Origin of the sequence: Kordiimonas sediminis, assembly GCF_014656395.1 — a bacterium.
In the GTDB taxonomy this organism is placed as follows: domain Bacteria; phylum Pseudomonadota; class Alphaproteobacteria; order Sphingomonadales; family Kordiimonadaceae; genus Kordiimonas_A; species Kordiimonas_A sediminis.
Genome location: NZ_BNCI01000001.1, coordinates 1,322,621 through 1,340,718 on the forward strand (window position 1 = coordinate 1,322,621; position 18,098 = coordinate 1,340,718).

At 50.3% G+C, this 18,098-nt stretch carries 17 protein-coding genes; 8 read left to right on the top strand and 9 right to left on the bottom strand.

Annotated features, from left to right (window positions below; genetic code table 11):
• Positions 1 to 12: 12 nt before the first annotated feature.
• A complete protein-coding gene (gene lgt, locus IE181_RS05910; protein WP_191250789.1) occupies positions 13 to 837 on the bottom strand; it encodes a prolipoprotein diacylglyceryl transferase in 825 nt (274 codons plus the stop codon).
• A 178-nt stretch (positions 838 to 1,015) separates the two neighbouring features.
• Between lgt and IE181_RS05915 the strand changes: the two genes are divergently transcribed.
• From IE181_RS05915 to proC, 3 genes are all read left to right on the top strand, one after another.
• On the top strand, positions 1,016 to 1,264 hold the full coding sequence (locus IE181_RS05915; RefSeq protein ID WP_191250791.1) for an accessory factor UbiK family protein: 249 nt from the start codon (positions 1,016 to 1,018) through the stop codon (positions 1,262 to 1,264).
• 311 nt (positions 1,265 to 1,575) lie between these two features.
• The gene (locus IE181_RS05920; RefSeq protein WP_191250793.1) at positions 1,576 to 2,088 is read left to right on the top strand and encodes a type III secretion system chaperone family protein; all 513 of its coding nucleotides are present in this window, start codon (positions 1,576 to 1,578) and stop codon (positions 2,086 to 2,088) included.
• Between the two features lie 139 nt (positions 2,089 to 2,227).
• Positions 2,228 to 3,061, top strand: a complete 834-nt coding sequence (gene proC, locus IE181_RS05925) for a pyrroline-5-carboxylate reductase (RefSeq protein ID WP_191250795.1) — start codon at positions 2,228 to 2,230, stop codon at positions 3,059 to 3,061.
• A 54-nt stretch (positions 3,062 to 3,115) separates the two neighbouring features.
• On the opposite strand, the gene IE181_RS05930 is transcribed toward proC, so the two are convergent.
• Positions 3,116 to 3,739, bottom strand: a complete 624-nt coding sequence (locus IE181_RS05930) for a TetR/AcrR family transcriptional regulator (RefSeq protein ID WP_191250797.1) — start codon at positions 3,737 to 3,739, stop codon at positions 3,116 to 3,118.
• Between the two features lie 167 nt (positions 3,740 to 3,906).
• Here IE181_RS05930 and IE181_RS05935 point away from each other — a divergent pair, with 167 nt between their 5' ends.
• Complete coding sequence (locus IE181_RS05935) at positions 3,907 to 6,141, top strand: TonB-dependent receptor (RefSeq protein ID WP_191250799.1); 2,235 nt, start codon at positions 3,907 to 3,909, stop codon at positions 6,139 to 6,141.
• Positions 6,142 to 6,264: 123 nt separating this feature from the next.
• Positions 6,265 to 7,794 carry an amidase family protein gene (locus IE181_RS05940; protein ID WP_191250801.1) on the top strand — a complete coding sequence of 510 codons (1,530 nt, stop codon included), beginning with the start codon at positions 6,265 to 6,267 and terminating at the stop codon, positions 7,792 to 7,794.
• Positions 7,795 to 8,246: 452 nt separating this feature from the next.
• On the opposite strand, the gene IE181_RS05945 is transcribed toward IE181_RS05940, so the two are convergent.
• A complete protein-coding gene (locus tag IE181_RS05945) occupies positions 8,247 to 9,140 on the bottom strand; it encodes a LysR family transcriptional regulator (protein WP_191250803.1) in 894 nt (297 codons plus the stop codon).
• An 84-nt stretch (positions 9,141 to 9,224) separates the two neighbouring features.
• Between IE181_RS05945 and IE181_RS05950 the strand changes: the two genes are divergently transcribed.
• Positions 9,225 to 9,542, top strand: coding sequence for a hypothetical protein (locus IE181_RS05950; RefSeq protein WP_191250805.1), 318 nt, complete (start codon positions 9,225 to 9,227; stop codon positions 9,540 to 9,542).
• A gap of 113 nt (positions 9,543 to 9,655) precedes the next feature.
• On the top strand, positions 9,656 to 10,603 hold the full coding sequence (locus tag IE181_RS05955) for a carbon-nitrogen hydrolase family protein (RefSeq protein WP_191250807.1): 948 nt from the start codon (positions 9,656 to 9,658) through the stop codon (positions 10,601 to 10,603).
• Positions 10,604 to 10,697: 94 nt separating this feature from the next.
• On the opposite strand, the gene trxB is transcribed toward IE181_RS05955, so the two are convergent.
• Positions 10,698 to 11,645: a thioredoxin-disulfide reductase gene (gene trxB / locus IE181_RS05960; RefSeq protein ID WP_191250809.1), complete on the bottom strand. Its 948-nt coding sequence runs from the start codon at positions 11,643 to 11,645 to the stop codon at positions 10,698 to 10,700.
• A 173-nt stretch (positions 11,646 to 11,818) separates the two neighbouring features.
• Between trxB and IE181_RS05965 the strand changes: the two genes are divergently transcribed.
• On the top strand, positions 11,819 to 12,358 hold the full coding sequence (locus tag IE181_RS05965) for a hypothetical protein (protein WP_191250811.1): 540 nt from the start codon (positions 11,819 to 11,821) through the stop codon (positions 12,356 to 12,358).
• Between the two features lie 93 nt (positions 12,359 to 12,451).
• Here IE181_RS05965 and IE181_RS05970 read toward each other — a convergent pair whose 3' ends face one another.
• The 5 genes from IE181_RS05970 to IE181_RS05990 form a co-directional block, all read right to left on the bottom strand.
• Complete coding sequence (locus IE181_RS05970; RefSeq protein ID WP_191250813.1) at positions 12,452 to 13,756, bottom strand: M20/M25/M40 family metallo-hydrolase; 1,305 nt, start codon at positions 13,754 to 13,756, stop codon at positions 12,452 to 12,454.
• Positions 13,757 to 13,771: 15 nt separating this feature from the next.
• Positions 13,772 to 14,317 carry a hypothetical protein gene (locus IE181_RS05975; protein WP_191250815.1) on the bottom strand — a complete coding sequence of 182 codons (546 nt, stop codon included), beginning with the start codon at positions 14,315 to 14,317 and terminating at the stop codon, positions 13,772 to 13,774.
• Between the two features lie 107 nt (positions 14,318 to 14,424).
• Entirely contained in the window at positions 14,425 to 14,982 is a 558-nt protein-coding gene (locus tag IE181_RS05980; protein WP_191250817.1) for an NnrU family protein, read from the bottom strand.
• A 176-nt stretch (positions 14,983 to 15,158) separates the two neighbouring features.
• Positions 15,159 to 15,764 carry a peroxiredoxin gene (locus IE181_RS05985; RefSeq protein ID WP_191250819.1) on the bottom strand — a complete coding sequence of 202 codons (606 nt, stop codon included), beginning with the start codon at positions 15,762 to 15,764 and terminating at the stop codon, positions 15,159 to 15,161.
• A gap of 179 nt (positions 15,765 to 15,943) precedes the next feature.
• On the bottom strand, positions 15,944 to 17,851 hold the full coding sequence (locus IE181_RS05990) for a PAS domain-containing protein (RefSeq protein WP_191250821.1): 1,908 nt from the start codon (positions 17,849 to 17,851) through the stop codon (positions 15,944 to 15,946).
• Positions 17,852 to 18,098: the final 247 nt, after the last annotated feature.

Below are 18,098 nucleotides of genomic sequence, written 5' to 3' on the forward strand. Positions count from 1 at the left end.
CTGTTGTTGCTATTATTTGTTTGGTTTATTTTGGTAAAAAGATTGCCCAACCAGCCACAGTGCGAAAATCAGTGTCGGGATAGAAAGCATCTGTCCTCTGGAAATCCCTTCGACCAACCCGATATGGGCATCAGGCTCCCGCACAAATTCAACAAGAAAACGAACCAGACCGTATCCAAGGAAGAAGACACCTGCGATAAAGCCGGGTCGCTCTTTCGCCAGATTGGTCTTGTGATAGAGGAACTGCAGCAGCAGAAACAATAAAAGACCTTCGCCAATAGCTTCATATAGCTGGCTGGGGTGTCTGGGCAGCCCACTTGGGTCAGTGGGGAACACCATCGCCCAAGATGCATCTGTGGTCCGACCCCAAAGCTCACCGTTAATGAAGTTAGCGAGCCTGCCGGTGAAAAGGCCAACGGGCGCGACGATTGCGATCACATCTGCAAACCGCATCAGATCAAGCTTTTTCCTTTTGGCGAAAAGAATAACGGCTATCACAACACCGGCCGCCCCGCCGTGAAAGCTCATGCCCCCATCCCACAGACGTAGGATAGAAATTGGGTCCTCGAGATAGGCTGACAAGTTATAAAAGAGAACATATCCAAGTCGGCCACCCAAAATGGTGCCGATCGCTGCCCATGTCAGAAAGTCATCCACATGGTCTGTCGACATAACTGCGCCGGGTTTGGATACCAGTCGTCTGATATACCACCACCCAAACATCAGGCCAGCAATATAGGCAAGCGAGTACCAGCGGATCACAATTGGTCCAAGTTCAAAGAGAACCGGGTCAATCTCAGGGTACGCCAGTACGGAAGCGCTGACAGCAGCAAGCATAGATATAGCCTTTCAACGGGTGGTCAAACTGCGACAATCTTGATGGTCGGTAGCTATCTGTCAAGTCATGTCGGCGCTATTTCGAACATCAACGGGGAAAGCCATTGCATTTTATGGGACAATGTCCCATATCAACACTGACTGTCTGAAGGATAATGACACCTGGAAGGATGCAAGCATGCAAACCAATAACAAGTTTATTGATGATCTGGCGAAACTGGCAACCAGTGCTGCAGGTGCAGTGCATAGTGTTCGTGGTGAAATGGAAGACAGTTTCCGGGCGTGGCTTGATCGGCAACTTGCGGGCATGGATCTTGTCAGCCGCGAGGAGTTTGAAATCGTCCGTGACATGGCTGAAAAAGCCCGGTCCGAGAATGAAGACCTACGCGCCGAACTGGAAATTCTGAAAAAGAAACTGGCAGACTAGTTTTTTTAAAAGAATTTTTTCCAAAAAATATTCAAAAAATCGCACACCTTAAACGTTCAGAATAAGCGACTGTTTCGACTCGCTTAATCACGATTCTAAAACGATTCGCTGAAATAGTTTTCCACAGGAAATCTTCGGTGTTGGTAAATTCGTGCTTGCCAGAATGCATTCGCTTTGGCACCCTACATATAGTGTTTTATTGCTGACGTACTAGCTAGAAAATGTGTTTTCTGGCGCTGGGGAAAGTATCTCCTGCGATTGGCAAGTCAGGCGGCAGGGCAAGGTTGCCGCGATTTCCAGGGGGAAATGGGATGACGACTCTAAGCACAGGGCTTTCCGCATACACAACGCCGCATCCGGTGGACATGGCGCAGGAATTGGCAGGCGCCAATGACTGGGCTTACGAACGTCATAATGAAGATGAACTGACGATGTTTTTGTCAGGGCACTATGCTGATCTTCAGTTTCGGGTTTTTTGGCGTGATGATTTTAAAACGCTGCAGTTTGCGTGCCTGTTCGATATCAAGGTACCTGAAGGCAAGCGGGATGAAATTTACCGCGTTATCGGTCTGATCAATGAAAGAATGTGGATCGGTCATTTTGAGTTTTGGGCCGATGATAACGCTATTTTATTCCGGCATGCCAGTTTGGCAAACGACCCAATGACAGGTGCATTCGGCGAAGATCATATGGCTACTGTTGTGGAAACTGCGATGGGGGAATGCGAGCGCTTTTTCCCGGTATTCCAATTTGTAATGTGGGGTGGGCAATCACCAGAAGAAGCGATTGAGTCTGCCATGCTTGAATGCATGGGGACAGCATAATTATGCGCAGTAGATCTCAGGCTTAAGGGAGCTATGGGTGGCCCCTGTCGGGTTGGCAGTGATCAGGGGCTTGTCGCAAGGAAGGGGTAGGGCTATGCTCTGCCCTTTCTGTTTTTAGTCATACGGTACGAGAGAATTTATGCTGGATACATTCCATTCACACGCTCCCTTGATCCTTGTTGGTTGCGGTAATATGGGCCGCGCAATGGCGGAAGGGTGGCTGCAGGCAGGGCTTCGGCCAGAGGCGCTTTTTGTCGTTGATCCCGGTGTCACTTCAGGGCTTTTGCCAGGTGTTCCAGATGATAACTATCATACAAGCGCAGATGATTTACCGAGCGGGATAAAGGCGCAGGCATTAATCCTTGCAACGAAACCCCAGATCATGGATGTGGCACTGCCGCCGCTTGCATCCTGTGTTGATGCGGGCAGTCTTGTGATTTCTGTGGCTGCAGGTGTTCGTGTGGCACGCTTCCAGCAAGCATTCCCCCATGCGCCAAAGATTGTCCGTGTGATGCCCAACACACCTGCCGCTGTTGGGGCTGGTATTTCGGGTTTGTATGCTGTGGATGCAGTTGACGGTGCATCCAGAACGCTTACGGAAGCATTGATGGCTGCGACCGGGAAAACAGTGTGGGTAGAGGCAGAGGCCGACATTGATAAAGTAACCGCAGTGTCAGGCAGCGGACCGGCCTATGTGTTCCATATGGTTGAATGCATGGCGGCTGCGGGAGAGGCATTAGGCCTGCCCTCCGACGCAGCTATGGCGCTAGCGCGGCAGACAGTTATCGGCGCAGGGCGACTGATGGAAGCGCAGCCAGATACCGATGCCGGGGAGTTGCGGCGACGTGTCACCAGCCCTGGAGGCACAACAGCAGCAGCGCTCGCAATATTGATGGAAGAGGATGCGCTGAAAGACCTTATGGCGGCTGCGATAAAAGCTGCTGAAAAGCGTGGTGGCGAATTGGGGCAATAGTCCCGGATGAACTGGGCAGGCTGACGGTATGCCGCCTTTTCCTGATCTACGCTATCAGGTGCGCTCTGTCAGCCGGGTTTGAAATACATGCTTGATCGTGGATTTCATCAGTGTGTGCATTTCAGTCTTGATCGGTTCTGGCAGGTTGGTTGCGTGACTTAGGGTGCTAACCGCAGTCAGGAAGACATACTGAAAAATAACATCCATTTCTTCTGCTGAATTGCTGTAGCGGGTAACTGCTGAACGGGTCAGTATATCTATGCATCGCCGCTGATGATTTGCTGAGTGTTCCTTCATCGCGGGAATGGTCTGAATTGCCAGCATGATATTGTAGCGATAGGACGGATTATCATAGTGCCGCGTTGCTGATTCATCTAAATAGGCATTTGAATTTTCCCACATGGGATTGGTCTCTCGCCCGTTAAGGAAATAATGCTCCAGCCTGCTTTCAATATCGGCAAAATACTCCTCCATAATTGCAACAATTATGGCTTCTTTGTTTTCAAAGAATCGGTAAAGCGACGCCACATTAACCCCTGCATCGCGAGCAATATGATTGGTCGTCATGCTCATCAGGCCTTTTGTTTCCATGAAACGGAACGCAGCGTCCATTATTTTGCGTTTGGTCTCGAAGCCCGATTTACGGGTAGGGGTAACTTTGGCAGATAGTTCAGACATTAGACACTGATATTCCTTGGGAAACTTTCAGAACAGAAAGTCATTATTCTCTGAAATAGAAATGGAATCAATTGTTAATACCTGAGTGTAAGCAATTACTAAAATAACTTGACAATATGCAGTGGCCTCGAGATATTAAAGCAATTACTCAAATATTGGAGGGCTTTATGGGATACAAAGCGTTGATGGGTTGTGTTTCACTCATTGCGATTTCAGGCGGTGTTGCTGCACAGGAAGCTGATTCTTCCGGTGGTTATGCGCTCGAGGAAATTGTCGTATCTGCAACGAAAAGGGTGGAACGCCTTGTAGATGTTCCAACATCCGTGTCTGCGGTTAATTCAGACATGATCGAAAATGTAAACGCGCGGTCACTGGATGAAATTTCAAACCTGATTCCTAACGTAACGATAAAGGGTCAAAACGGCCTGAATAGCGTTGTGTCTATTCGCGGTGTTGGTAGTACCAGTCGAAATATCGGATTTGATACTCGTGTTGGCGTCTATATTGACGGCGTGTATCTGGGGCAATCACCGGCGCTTAATCAGGAATTGGTGGATCTGGAACAGGTAGAGGTTCTAAAAGGTCCGCAAGGCGCGCTGTTTGGTAAAAATACCGTTGCTGGCGCAGTGAACCTGATTACTAAAAAGCCAGGTGATGAGTTTGAGGGCAAGGCCCGTGTCAGACTTGGTAATTATGATACGCGGGTTCTGTCAGGTATGATCAACGTACCTTTGGGCGATATTGCAGCCTTGAAAGTGTCCGCTAGTAAAAGCGACCAAGACGGATTTGTAAAGAATCTGAACGCTGACTCCGTCAATGGTACCGAAATGGCGAACCGTGACCGTTTCTCATGGCGGGCCGCACTTCGCGTGGATCCAACCGCGAACCTGAACATGAATTTCTCTATCGATGGGTTGGATGTGAATGAAAACCCCTTGTTCGGTGAGCCAATCTCTGACCCATTTGGAACGACACCTGTTCCTACTGGTGCTGAGCCGTATGTAGTTGATTACTGGCAGGTGCCGACCGAGGACCGCGAGATTCTTGGTATGGCGGGAGATGTTACCTATACGATGGACAGTGGCTATGCGGTCCGGTCGATCACATCGTACCGTGAGACAGACTTTAATCAGGTTTTCTCTGCGACTTATGCACCCTATGAGCTGTTGTATGTGGACTATACAGACAACTATGATCAGTTCACCGAAGAGCTGCAGTTGATTTCACCGCAAGGGGAACGCTTGGAGTTTCTTGCTGGCCTGTATTATTATCATCAGGACGGCTCGACAGAGCGCTATACAGTGCCCGGTGATGCAGCGCCTGCATATTTCCCGGATGACCGGCTTTCCAGTATCGGTGATGTTACCACCGAAAGTTTCGCGATCTTTGGTAATATTACCTATGATCTGACAGAACGCTTGGAACTTGGTGTTGGTTTCCGCTATTCGGATGAGACTAAGGACGTCGATTGGGAACTGGATGGTTCGGCCTCCAACGCCTTTATGATCGGCGTAGCAGATATCGAAGATGATCAGAAGTTTAAAGATTTCGCACCAACGCTGACCCTGACATACGATGTTACTGACCGCATGGTTGCGTATGCACGTTATGCCGAAGGGTATAAATCAGGCGGCTATAATCTGGACTATGTGAACCAGAGTACGTTTGATAATTTCCTGGCCGCTGGCCGGACAATGGTTGATGCAATCAAGTTCGATAAAGAGACCGTTAAAAACTGGGAATTGGGACTTAAGGGCGCAGCGCTTGATCGGCGCCTGAATGTAGCATTATCAGTATTCCGCACGACCTATAATGACTATCAGGTTAATCAGTTCCAGGACCTGGGTGAAGGCCGTACGGCCATGACCATTACCAACGCAGCAAAAGTGAAGACGACTGGCGGTGAGTTGGAGTTGCGGTATATGGCAACTGAGAAACTGACAGTGTCTGGTGCGGTAGGCATTCTGGACGGTAAATATGTATCCTTCCCAGGCGGTGCTGCTGGCGGCGGTGATGCATCAGGTAACAAGCTATCTGCGCCTGATTTCGAATCTGTTGTTGGTGTCGACTATTACGACACGCTTGGTGACAGTGATCTCAGCCTGGCTTTCCATGCTGACTGGACGTATCAGAGCTCGCAATATTCTACGATCGATAACATCAGTACGTATCCATCTGCTACAGGCCATGTATTCACCTGGGGCAAGGTTGGATCGCAGAATCTGATCAACAGTAATCTGATGCTATCGAACGAGGTGCAGGGCTGGTCAGTGTCCTTATGGGCGCGGAACCTGCTGGGTTCGTCAAAGATAAACGCTTACAACCGGGACTTTTTCGGCACGCTTAATGCGCAGTATCAGGCGCCCCGTACATACGGTGTAACCCTGGAATACCGTTTCTAGGCTGTAAGACATTGTTTTAAGGAGGGGGCTTCCCCTCCTTTTATTTTCAAAATTGCAATGCCGGGACTGGGATTTTGGTCACGGTAACATTGAAACCCTTTTTTGGATTGGGGGGAGGAAAAGATGGATCGTAGACAATTTTTAGGGGCCTTTGGTGCAACGGCGTTGGCCGCGGGCAATATTGGTGTGGCTGCAGAGGCGACTGCACCTGCCGCAGCAGCGAAAAGTGTCCCCAACACAGCATCAGATGATTTTGCTGATCTGGATGCAGTTGGTCAGGCGCAGTTGTTCAAGTCAGGCCAGGTGTCTGCTGCGGAACTGGTAGAAGCATCAATCAGCCGGATTGAACGGCATAATGGTTTGTTTAATGCCGTCGTGGAGCCGGCTTTTAATCTGGGGCGGGAACTTGCGAAAAAATCCAAGCCAACAGACGGCCCATTTGCCGGTGTGCCATACCTGCTTAAGTGCCTGAATAGCAAAGAAGGCCAGCCCGCGACAAAGGCCAGCCGATATTTCAGAGATGTTGTCGCGGACAAATCGGATCCGGTTACAGTTGATTTTGATAAAAGCGGCGCAATCTTTATCGGTCAGTCCAATTCCCCGGAGTTTGGTGCCTTGCCAAGTACAGAGTCCTCTCTCTATGGCCCATGCAATAATCCGTGGGATCTGGGTCGCAGCTCCTCTGGCTCATCTGGTGGGGCTGCGGCTGCGGTTGCGGCTGGTCTAGTGCCGCTGGCAACTGCCAGTGATGGCGGCGGTTCAATCCGGTTGCCTGCATCCGCGTGTGGCCTGGTGGGTTTGAAGCATTCCCGTGGTCGCGAAAAACCAAAATCCAAAGACAATATACTGACGAACACTGGCTGCGTATCACGTACTGTTCGTGATACGGCGGCTGTTCTGCAGATGACAGAGCAGCATAATAATTCGGCTTTGCCGCCTATTGGTATGATCAGTGGACCATCGTCAAAACGTCTGAAAGTGGCATTGGCGATCAAAGGTGTCCGCGCAGACAGCAAGCCTGATGCGGAAGTGGAAGCAGCAACGTTACTGGTTGCCCGCAAATTGGAAAGCCTTGGTCACGAAGTCTCCATGGAGCGGTTTGATGTCAATGGTGAAGAGTTTTGGCATCATTTTCTGATGCTTTGGTCCATGCTGCCGTACAGTTCAGATCAGCGTGCGCAGAAAGCACAGGGTCGTCCATCCGGTGAAGGCGATTTTGAGAACTGGTCCCTGCATTTGTCTGGTCTTGTTGGTACAGTTTACGACCCTTCAGTTGATATTGATAAAGCTCTGGCTTATTTCCAGAAACTGGAAAGACAGGCAAATGCATTTCATTCAAAGTATGATGTGTCGCTGACCCCGGTTACGGCCAATGTTGCGGAGAAGACAGGCAGCTTTAGCCCACGCCGTGCAGATATGGATGCTCTGATGGATGCCGTAACCTACTGGACTGGCTACACGCCCTTTCATAATGCAACGGGTCTACCGTCCATATCACTGCCGCTTTCCATGTCAAAGGCTGGTATGCCCATTGGTGCGATGTTTAGCGCGGGATTTGGAAACGAGGCGACGCTTTTGCATCTAGCGTATGAACTGGAAGAAGAGCTGCCCTGGATTAATCGGCGTCCAGTCTATCATGCCTTTGGCTCATAAGGCTTAGTCAATTCCCCCTTCCTTTTTAGGTAGGGGCAGAAATACAGGAAAACCACAGGTGGCCAAGCGGCTGCGCTGTGGTTTTTCTTTGGGCTTTGGTAAACCGCAAACAAAAAACAATAGCGAAAGGGCCATTAGGATTAGCCGGTCAAGTGGGAGTAATTTGATAAAGCTTTGTGGGAAGTTATGGGCCGGTCCCAGGAGGGAAGTGGGGGAGGGGGGGAGGGTATCCTGGGACCGGCTTAAAGACGGTGGTCGATTAGATCGCCGTCAAAACTTTGGTCGCTGGGGACTGCGTATATTGCAGTGCGTTGCGATGAGGTGGTTATACGTTTTGCAGCGCAACATTAAAAGAGCAAAAAACACACACCAGCCATGCGCAATTTGCATGGCTCCGGGGGTGGGTCTGGTTGCTCAGGACATGGTGGGAAGAGCCGTCTTTGGTAAGTACTTTAGAGGATATTACTTTCCGCCTTAATTTGTCTGACAAGAAAGTCCCGGAGCAGCGCAACTTTTAAAGATCCTTTAAGTTCAGGTGGATAGCAGAAAAAACTGTTATAATTTTGCACTTCCCAGTCTGGGAAAATACGGACCAGTTTCTTTCTGTTGTGAACCAGGTAATCAGGCAAGACAGCGATACCCATGCCAGCCTCTACTGCATTCAAAACCGCATAGAGGTTATTGACCTGCAGGCGCGGCTTCCATTTGATGCCGGGTTGGATGATTTCCAGAATTTTACTGAGATTCTTCAAAGTTGGCGCATTTGTTTCGCCGAACGTGATCAAATCATGATTACACAGATCACTTTGGTCCAGCGGCATGCCCATTCGGTCGATATAGTCGGGGCTGGCATACAGGTGCACATGAAACGTGGCTAGCGGCCGTTGAATTAAGTCTGCCTGTTCTGGCTCATGCAGTCTGATGGCGACATCGGCTTCCCCTGCGGCCAGATCAAGGTCCGCATCATCCAGAATCAATTTGATATCAATATCGGGATATTCTTCCATAAAGTGTTTCAGGTGGGGGGTCAGCCAAACGGCCCCAAAGGTGACCATCGTCGTGATTCGCAGCAAGCCCTTGGGACTTTGCTTCGATTCCATAATTCTGCGCTGGGTTTCTTCCAGTTGCTGAACCACGCCGTTTGCCGTTTTGAAAAGTTCCTGACCCTCATGCGTCAGGACAAGCCCGCGCGCGTGCCGGGTAAAAAGGCTTACATTCAGACTTTCCTCAAGCGCCCTGATCTGACGACTCACTGCGGACTGGCTGCAATTCAGACGGTTGCCAGCGCTTGTAAAGCTTCCTGACTGTGCCACTGTGTGAAAAATACGAAGCCTGTCCCAGTCCATTTGTCATCCTGAATGTTTATATGGTACCCTCAGGAAGTTTCTAGCTCAGTTGGTGACTTAGAGCAAGCACAGGGGAGTTGGAGGGTGCAGGAACGGGATGCCTTAAAGATTGCGACTGAGTGTTTCAGGCACTCATTCCCGTCTATCAGTCCGGAAGCTATCCTGGCCTTTTTGGTCGCAGCTGATACGGATAGAGCCAGCATCGACATGATTGCCCAAACGATTGGTCATACAGACCCGGACACCCGCAGATATTTGTCCCAGCTTCAGGCAGGTAGTGGTTTTGGTCTGATCAGACTCGTGAGTGATTCTGACGGCGCTACTTACGTTCAGTTGACCGATACAGGCTTGAGCCTCGTCACGGAAATTGAAACAGCATATACCGTCGCTGCAATAAGCTAGCTACACTGCGACTAATAGCCTTTTCGGGAAAAAGCAGTCGACTTAATGAGGCAGGATTTCTACTGTCTCTGACAGTAGGTGGTGCCCCCGCGCCATAACAGAGGAAGATTAGTATGAAAGCAATTATCGGCGCAGTGGTTCAGGCCGGAACCCCACTTTTCGACAAAAAGCATACGTTTGAGAAATTGGGTGACATGCTGTCTGATGCTGCGGGGTTAGGAGCAAAGCTGGTTGTTATGCCAGAAGCCTTTGTTGGCGGCTATCCCAAGGGGCTGGATTTTGGCGTGCGCCTGGGCTCGCGGACACCAGAGGGGCGGGAAGATTATTTGCGGTATGCAGAAAATGCGATAATGGTCCCTGGCCCGGATACCGATCTGATCGGTGAATTGGTGCAAAAAGCCGGTGTCTATCTGGTTGTTGGTGTGGTTGAACGGGATGGTGGCACGCTGTATTGCACGTCTCTCTATTTTGCACCGTGTGGCAGTTTACTGGGTAAACACCGCAAACTGATGCCAACGGCGTTGGAACGGGTTGTCTGGGGTTTTGGTGACGGGTCCACACTTGCGGCCCCTGAAACAGACATCGGTACGCTGGGCGGCGGGATTTGCTGGGAAAATTATATGCCGCAATACCGCTTGGCCATGTATGGCAAGGGGGTAGAGTTTTACTGTGCGCCAACGGTGGATGACCGTGATGTCTGGTTGCCAACAATGCAGACAATCGCACTGGAAGGTCGCTGCTTTGTCCTAAGTGCCTGTCAATATCTGGAACGCGGATATGGCCCCGCTGATTATCATCCGGTGCAAGGCAGTGCAGATGATACCGTTCTTATCCGGGGTGGAAGCTGTATCATTTCACCGCTTGGCGAGATACTCGCGGCGCCCATCTTTGGGAAAGAGACTATTTTAACGGCGGAGCTTGATAAGGCAGACATCCTGCGCGGTAAATATGATTTGGATGTGGTGGGGCATTATGCCCGTCCTGATGTTTTTAGTCTGCAGGTCAATGAATGCCCCCAGTCGTCTGTGAAGCCTGTTCCGTCACAAACAGAAAAAGCATAGTCCGCACAAATCCGGTTTTGATAAAGGAAAAGGGCGGCTGGAAGCCGCCCTTTTTGGGAAAATTTGATGTGGCGGTGCCACTGAAACGGTTTGTTTAAGCTTCTAGCTCAGCCAGATATTTTTCCGCTTCGAGTGCCGCCATACAGCCCATGCCTGCGGCAGTAACCGCCTGCCGGTAGACTTTATCAGTTACGTCACCTGCAGCGTACACACCCGGAATATCAGTGGCAGTGCTATCCGGCTTTTTAAGGATGTAGCCCTCTGAATCCATTGGCAGCTGGCCTTTGAAAATCTCGGTTGATGGTGTGTGGCCGATTGCGACAAATACACCGTGCACGCTTACGTCTTCAGTGTCACCCGTCTTCACGTTTTTAAGCCTTGCGCCTGTAACCCCAAGCGGGTTTTCGTCGCCCAGAACTTCGTCAAGAACCGTGTCCCATTTCACTTCTACGTTTGGCAGTTTAAACAGACGATCCTGTAGGATTTTTTCTGACCGCAGCTCGTCACGGCGGTGTACCAGTGTAACTTTGCTGCAGATATTTGCCAGATACAGTGCTTCTTCTACGGCAGTATTACCACCACCAATCACCAGCACTTCTTTGCCGCGGTAGAAGAAACCGTCACAGGTTGCACAGGCGCTAACGCCGTAGCCGTTGAATTTCTCTTCTGATGGCAGGCCCAGCCAGCGTGCCTGTGCGCCCGTTGCAACAACAATTGTGTCCGCGGTGTAGACAGTACCACTGTCACCAACTGCACGCTTTGGTGTTGCCTTCAGGTCAACTTCATTGATCAGGTCATAGACGATTTCAGTGCCAACATTTTCCGCTTGCTGGCGCATTGCTTCCATCAGTTCTGGGCCCTGAACGGCGTCGGCAAACCCAGGATAGTTCTCAACATCTGTTGTGATGGTCAACTGCCCACCGGCCTGCATGCCAGTTACAATCATAGGGCTAATATTGGCACGTGCAGCATAAATAGCCGCTGTATATCCCGCAGGACCAGAACCGATAATTAGCATTTTAGTATGTTTGGTGTCAGCCATGCATAACTCCTGTGGCAAACTGAATTCAGAAAAACTTTGATATAGTACATAGGGAATTGTTTTGAATATGCAAATGGGGAATGCCGATTTCTTTGATCGACAGGTTCAATCATGTTGATTGTCTGTGTAGGCCAAGGCTAAACTGGTTGTGAATTTACCGGAAAGGAAGTTGTATGAAGGGGCTTTTTGGATACCTGCGACAGGATCAGGGGATGGTTGATGTCTATCTCTACGAAGATAGTAAGCCAATCACTGGTTTTATTGCAGAAACTACACCCGAACTGATGTTCCTGAAGCGCGTCACCGACGGCCCTTCCTTTGATGGGGGTAGTCTGGTTGCAACAGACCGGGTTGCACGGGTTCACAAAGGAGGGCGGTCCCTTGAAAGTCGTCGCAGGCTGATCTCGGAAGTTCAGGAACCTGACTGGCCCGGACTTGACCTTCGGTCATGGCAGTCTTTGTCCAGTGTTTTGAAAATGTCGGGCGAGGTTGTTCGTGTAACATTGCGCGATGGGGATCATCTGGCGCGGTTTGTTGGCAAAATCCTGCATTTTGAAGAAGATATTATGGAGCTGGATGCAGTCGGTGCGTATGACGATCCGGACCGGGAGCAAATTTTCCTGAAAATATCGGATATCCTGCAAATGGACTTTGGCCGTAAGAAAGACGAAGATTTGTACCGGTATAATTTGCGAGCTTTAGGGCCAGGCTAAATATATCCGAGTATCGGATTTGAAAATTAGTATCTGGACACAAAAAACCGGGGCCAAGTTGACCCCGGTTTGTTTTTAAGATTTTGTCTGATTTTACTGTGCAGACAGCAGGCGGTGCAGATAAAGCGCCGTACGCTTGGTAGTCAGGCGCAGGCCTTCAATATCTGTCCATTCATCTTCTGTGTGGGAACTACCACCAAAGGCACCGAGGCCGTCCATTGAGGCAGGTACATACGGTGCAACAAAGCTGATGTCCGCGGCGCCGCGACGTTCTGGCGGGAAGGCTGTGACTTCACCCAGTCCAAGATCCTGATTGACCTGACTGAATATTGCCAGCAGTTCTTCATTTGCAGGCGTTGCCGTCATGGCAGGGTAGCTGTCCGTGAAGGTTACAGTTGCGCTGGTGTGTGGCAGGTTTTCCGCCACAATTTTCCGCATGATGTCGCGTGCTTTTTCCTTGTCTTCTTCACTCAGGAAACGCAGGCCACCGTTGACGACAACTTTGGATGCAACAACATTGGATTTACCGAAGGCGGATTGATAGGACTGATTTTCGCCTTCTTCGACCTTGGTGCCGCCAGCGATCACGCCGGGGTTAAAGGTCAAACCAGGGATTTTGCGGACTTCTTCATAGAATTTATGGATGATCCGGGAGGCTTCGAAAATTGCGCCTGCGCCGACCTGGTCACTGAAAATGGCACTGGAATGCGCGCGGCGACCAGTAACTTCAAGCGCCCAGCCAGACGAACCGCGACGACCAATAACCGCCGTGGACAGTGCACCCCCTTCGAAATTCAGGGCAATGTCACTTTCCTTCGCCATGTCGATCATGTCTTTTCTGGAAACAGACAGGGGTTTTCCTGTTGATTCTTCGTCACCCGTCAGGATGACCTGCAGGGTTCCCTGGTCCAGATTGCCACTGGCTTTTAGTGCCTTCAGTGCATACAGAAGAACGGCATTGCCGCCTTTCATGTCAGAAGCACCGGGGCCGTAAATTCGTTCGCCGCGACGGGTGGCTGTCTGGAATGGGCTATCCTTTGGGAATACGGTATCAAGGTGACCGATCAACATGATTTTCGGGCCGTCCCCCAGATCCAGCTTACCAGCAAGGTGGCCGGCCCGGTTCATTTCCTCCGGCATATCAATCCAGCGTGTCTGAAAGCCGAGCTCACTGTATGCTTTGTCCATAACCACGCCGACTTTGCGAACGCCTTCAAGGTTGCGGGTGCCGCTGCTGATGTTGATTGTTTCGGTCAGGAAGGAAAGCTGATCATCAAATGCAGCATCCACTGCATCCATGATTTTTTGCTCCTCTTCTGTAAGGCCGTCGCCGATAGCTGGCGCCAGTCCCATCATTACTGCCAAACCTACGCCGGCAACCTTTGAAAAAATCCCCATGGTACTCCTCTCCAATCAATTAAAAATAACTAAAGCTGTTGGATTTTCATGATAGCGTCTTACTTCCGGGTCTGACCAGTCTTTTTCTGTTTTATATTGGCTGGTTACGATCATCTGGCCGTCTTCAATTGCGATTTGGGAGCGCACAGATTCAGGGCCTCTTCTTGTGCCCTTTACGGTTTCTTCGACTATGATCTGGTCATCCGCCTGCCGGATCGTACATTCAGTATAAAACCCACCATTGGTGACATATGTACATCGTAGTATACTTGCCTCGGCATCATAAAAGATCAGGGTATAGCCGCCGTACACACCCTCATTGACAGAGTGCCGGGTCAAAACCGCATGCCCGCCCATAACGGTTTGCCAGTGACTGATATCATTAAAGTAGCCTGGCTCCCCTTTCGTGCCGACGGTGTGTTGCCATGTCCGGTTCGTATAGGGTTCTAATAGTGCCAGGGGATCAATCAGGGCGGGTGCATTTGTCTGGGGGGCTGCGCTTACCATACTGTTGATAGAGAGTAATATCAGGGTGACAGACGTGACCAGAAGCTTTTTCATAGCGGACCTTCCTGTAAATGCATGACGAATGGGTGCGAGTGTAGCACAGTCGCCAGCAATTGCAGAGCTGGCTGCAAAGGCAAGAGGAAGACGGTCAGCCAAGTCTTTTAAATAAGCGGCACGCCTGTCAAATAGGGGTGTGCATAAACCAGCGCTGCGGTTAATGCAGCACCAATGGCCAGGGGCAAAAGTGCAGTCGATATTGGTTGCCGTTCAGGGCGTGCCCAGGTGCCATCCCGTTTGTTTAAGAAGAAGATTTCCAGGCAGGCCCATAGAATAAAGCCTCCGAACAAGACGGTGGTTCTATCATCTCCATTCACCAGAAGATGGGTTATACATAGCAGAATAAAACCAGTAAGCTGGGGGTGGCGCAGATAATGTTTGATGATGTTTTTACCGTAGGGTGCGACACTTAATGACAGCGCTACAAACATCAATAGTGCTGTAACAGGAACATTTGTCAGCGGGGGTGTGTATAGCAATACCGGGCTGACTGCTTGCCATCCCGTTACTATCACATAAATCGCCGCCAACAGCCCCAATGAGATCAACCCGCGATAGGGGTGACCGAGCTTGGCCCATAGTTTAGCGCGCAGGTTTGGTGCTGCGCTGGAAATTAGATGTACGACCATCCATAGTGCGATGCCGCTGATAAGAATATGCATTGTTTCCCTCCCCGGAAGCGGTCCCGCATGCAGTATGCTTGCCGCAATGGTCACTGTATGGCGGTGGGGGATGGGGATCAATCTATAATTGGATTAGGGGATTGTTGCGGCGTAGAGCCACAAAAAAGAAGGCCCCGACAATGCGGGGCCTTCTGATTTTACCGAACGCAGACGACTTAGAGTTCGTCAGCGTGCTTGGAAAGGTAAGATGCAACGCCGCTAGCATCGGCAACCATGCCTTCGTCACCTTTGTTCCAGCCTGCAGGGCAAACTTCACCGTGCTCTTCGTGGAACTGCAGTGCTTCAACAAGACGGATGAATTCGTCAACGTTACGACCCAGTGGCAGGAAGTTTACATACTGGTGCCAAACGTTACCGTCTTTACCGATCAGGAAGGTGCCGCGCAGTGCAATGCCAGCGTCTTCGATCAGAACGTCATAATCACGTGCGATCTGTTTGTTAATGTCAGCAACCAGCGGGAACTTAACCGGGCCAAGGCCACCTTCGCTAGTTGGCGTGTTCCGCCATGCAGCGTGGCTGAACTGACTGTCGATAGAAATACCAACAACTTTCACGCCCAGCTCTTCGAAGCGTGCCATACGGTTGTTGAATGCCAGAATTTCTGATGGGCATACGAATGTGAAGTCAAGCGGATAGAAGAAGATCAGACCGTAATCATCACCGATATATTCTTTGAGGTTGAAATTCTCATTGATGCTGCCATCGCCCATTACGGCAGTGGCTGTAAAGTCTGGAGCTGGTTTACCTGCGAGAACGGCCATAATGCCCTCCTTAATAATGATAGTTGAAATATTCTTTTGTCTAAAATGGATGCACCACCGATGGTGATGCAGCGCCTGCAGTGAATGTAGGCACAATGGGCAGGAATTCAACCAGCTAAATTCGATTTATATAATCGACAAAGTCGATTAAACGCATGCAGATTGAACATTAAAGCCGTTTAGGCGTCCGATCCCGGAAGTAATTGATCCCTGAGAGTGCGTGCACAAGCTGTGGCAATCTCTGTCTGCAAACGAACTTGCAGCTTATTGCCTGTTTCACTGGCTGTTGACAAACGGCTTAATGCTTCCTGCAGCATGTCAAGTGTAGCCAGAAGGGCTGCCGGGTCAGGTTGTCCAATAGGGCCAATGTCATCGCTGCTTTGGGGATGTTGTGCTGCGGGAATAGGTGCAGATTCCACCTTTGCGCTATGCTCCTGCGGCGAAGATGGTTCGTCTGCAGAATCATCCTCCTGCTTGGAGGTGTTCAGTGTTTTCTGCAGATATTCCCATGAGGCAGATACTGTATCCGCATCAAGGTGAAATGCGTGACTGTCAGCATCTGTTTGTGTCGCCCCGGCACCTGCGGATGGGTTACCTGGCTGGTGCTGGGTGCGGGCAGCTGCATTTTCCTCGTCGCGAAGCAAATCACCAAGGCCGCCGAGGGCTTCTGTCAGAGAGTTTTTAATCTGGGCATGTGCAGTCTCGTCCAGATCGCTTGCTGAGCGCCTGAAAGAGGGTTTCACATCTTCGGTAAAAAGTGGTGTGTCCCCTTCGTCTAGAAGGGAATCACGGCGTGTATCATTTCTGGCCGGAGAACCAGACCCGCGCAGCAGCTCGCTGGCAGCAAGGGAATCCAGATCGCTTTGTGCCGGTATGATGTCTTCTTCGCCTTCTGCGGGGACAACAGGCATTAAAATGCCTTCGTAGCCTTCAAAAACACCAGTGGCACTGAAAATAGGCCGTGCGTCCAAAGTCCAGTATCGCTCCCCCTTTTTTAGGTGAGACAGATACAGTGGGGCATCGTGAATATGGCTACGGCGCTGAAAGGCGCGGGCGACCGGGTGTCCAACCTTCATGCCAAGGCCCAGCATTTCAATCATGGGCATGCCATTCATGGTTTCGGGCTTTTCTCCAAAGAGCTCTAAACCTAAATCCGAGATACCGACAATCCTGCCGTCACGGTCGCTGAACCAGGACCAGCCTCCGCTTGCAGCCTTCGGCAGGGCAATGTCGCTAGAAACTGTATTGTCCTGCCGCGGTGCCGCAGGTTTGTCTTTGGCCTGCGACTGCGCAAGAGCTGCCGGTGTAGTAGCCGGCTTTGAGGCAGTAGCCGGTCTTGAAGTCAGGGTATTAGAGGTCAGGGTATTATCTGCCTCTGATGGCAGTATGGGTGCCCTTTTGCCGGTATCCACCGGTACAGGCGCCCCTGATGTCAGCTTAAAGTCACCAAGCGCGTCATCTGCATCCATATGGTCGGACATCAAGTCTTCATTGGTACGCAGTATTCTAAGTTTGGCGGTCGATCCTGCTGGTTTCTCCGCTTTTTCTTTTTTCGGATGCAGGTGTGTAACTGTGGCAGATGCCAGACCGGTAATATCCGGGCCACAAAGTTCATCAGACCATAATGCCAGCGTTGACTGGGATTCGTAAGGGGGGGCTGCAGGCGTCGCACGCGCCAGTGCAATCCAGACATTCGCAGACAAATCACCACGGCTGGCAATTTCCTGATGATGTTCACGGCCAGTTGTTTCAATCAGGTCAATCAGTTCGTCTTCGGTGAAAGGTGCTGCAAGCAGAAGCCCGGAAACAATTGATGCACGGTCCCGGCACACACGCTGGACAAGGTCCATGGGGGGATCTGACATGTTTGCAAGCAGGTCGGCCACAACGCGCCGTGCTTCTACCTCTACATGAGGGACGAGCGCATCAAGAACACCAAGAAGCTGCCCACGAGTGGGTTCTTTCAGCGGTGCTTTTCCTGTCAGGAACATATCGACAAGATTACGATACAGAACAGTTCTGTCTTCGCCATCTTTCTCGCGGGCATACGCCACAAGTTCCCGTATTCTGTTATCCAGTGCGTTCATTTCAGACTAAAGACAATCCAGCTAACCCCCAGATCTTTCGACAGCATTGACGAAAGATGTGCATCATAATTTATGCCCGAATCGATTGCCACCATAAGTCACAAAAAAGTAAATTAAAAGCGGCATTTTAACCAAATTTTCAAGAGTTCAATCGCGTGTAAAATCATTCAGCAACATCATTGTAACGAAAAGATTTAGAGACGCTATAGATAAAAGTAAAAGGAAATAAAATTATACGAATTTGGAA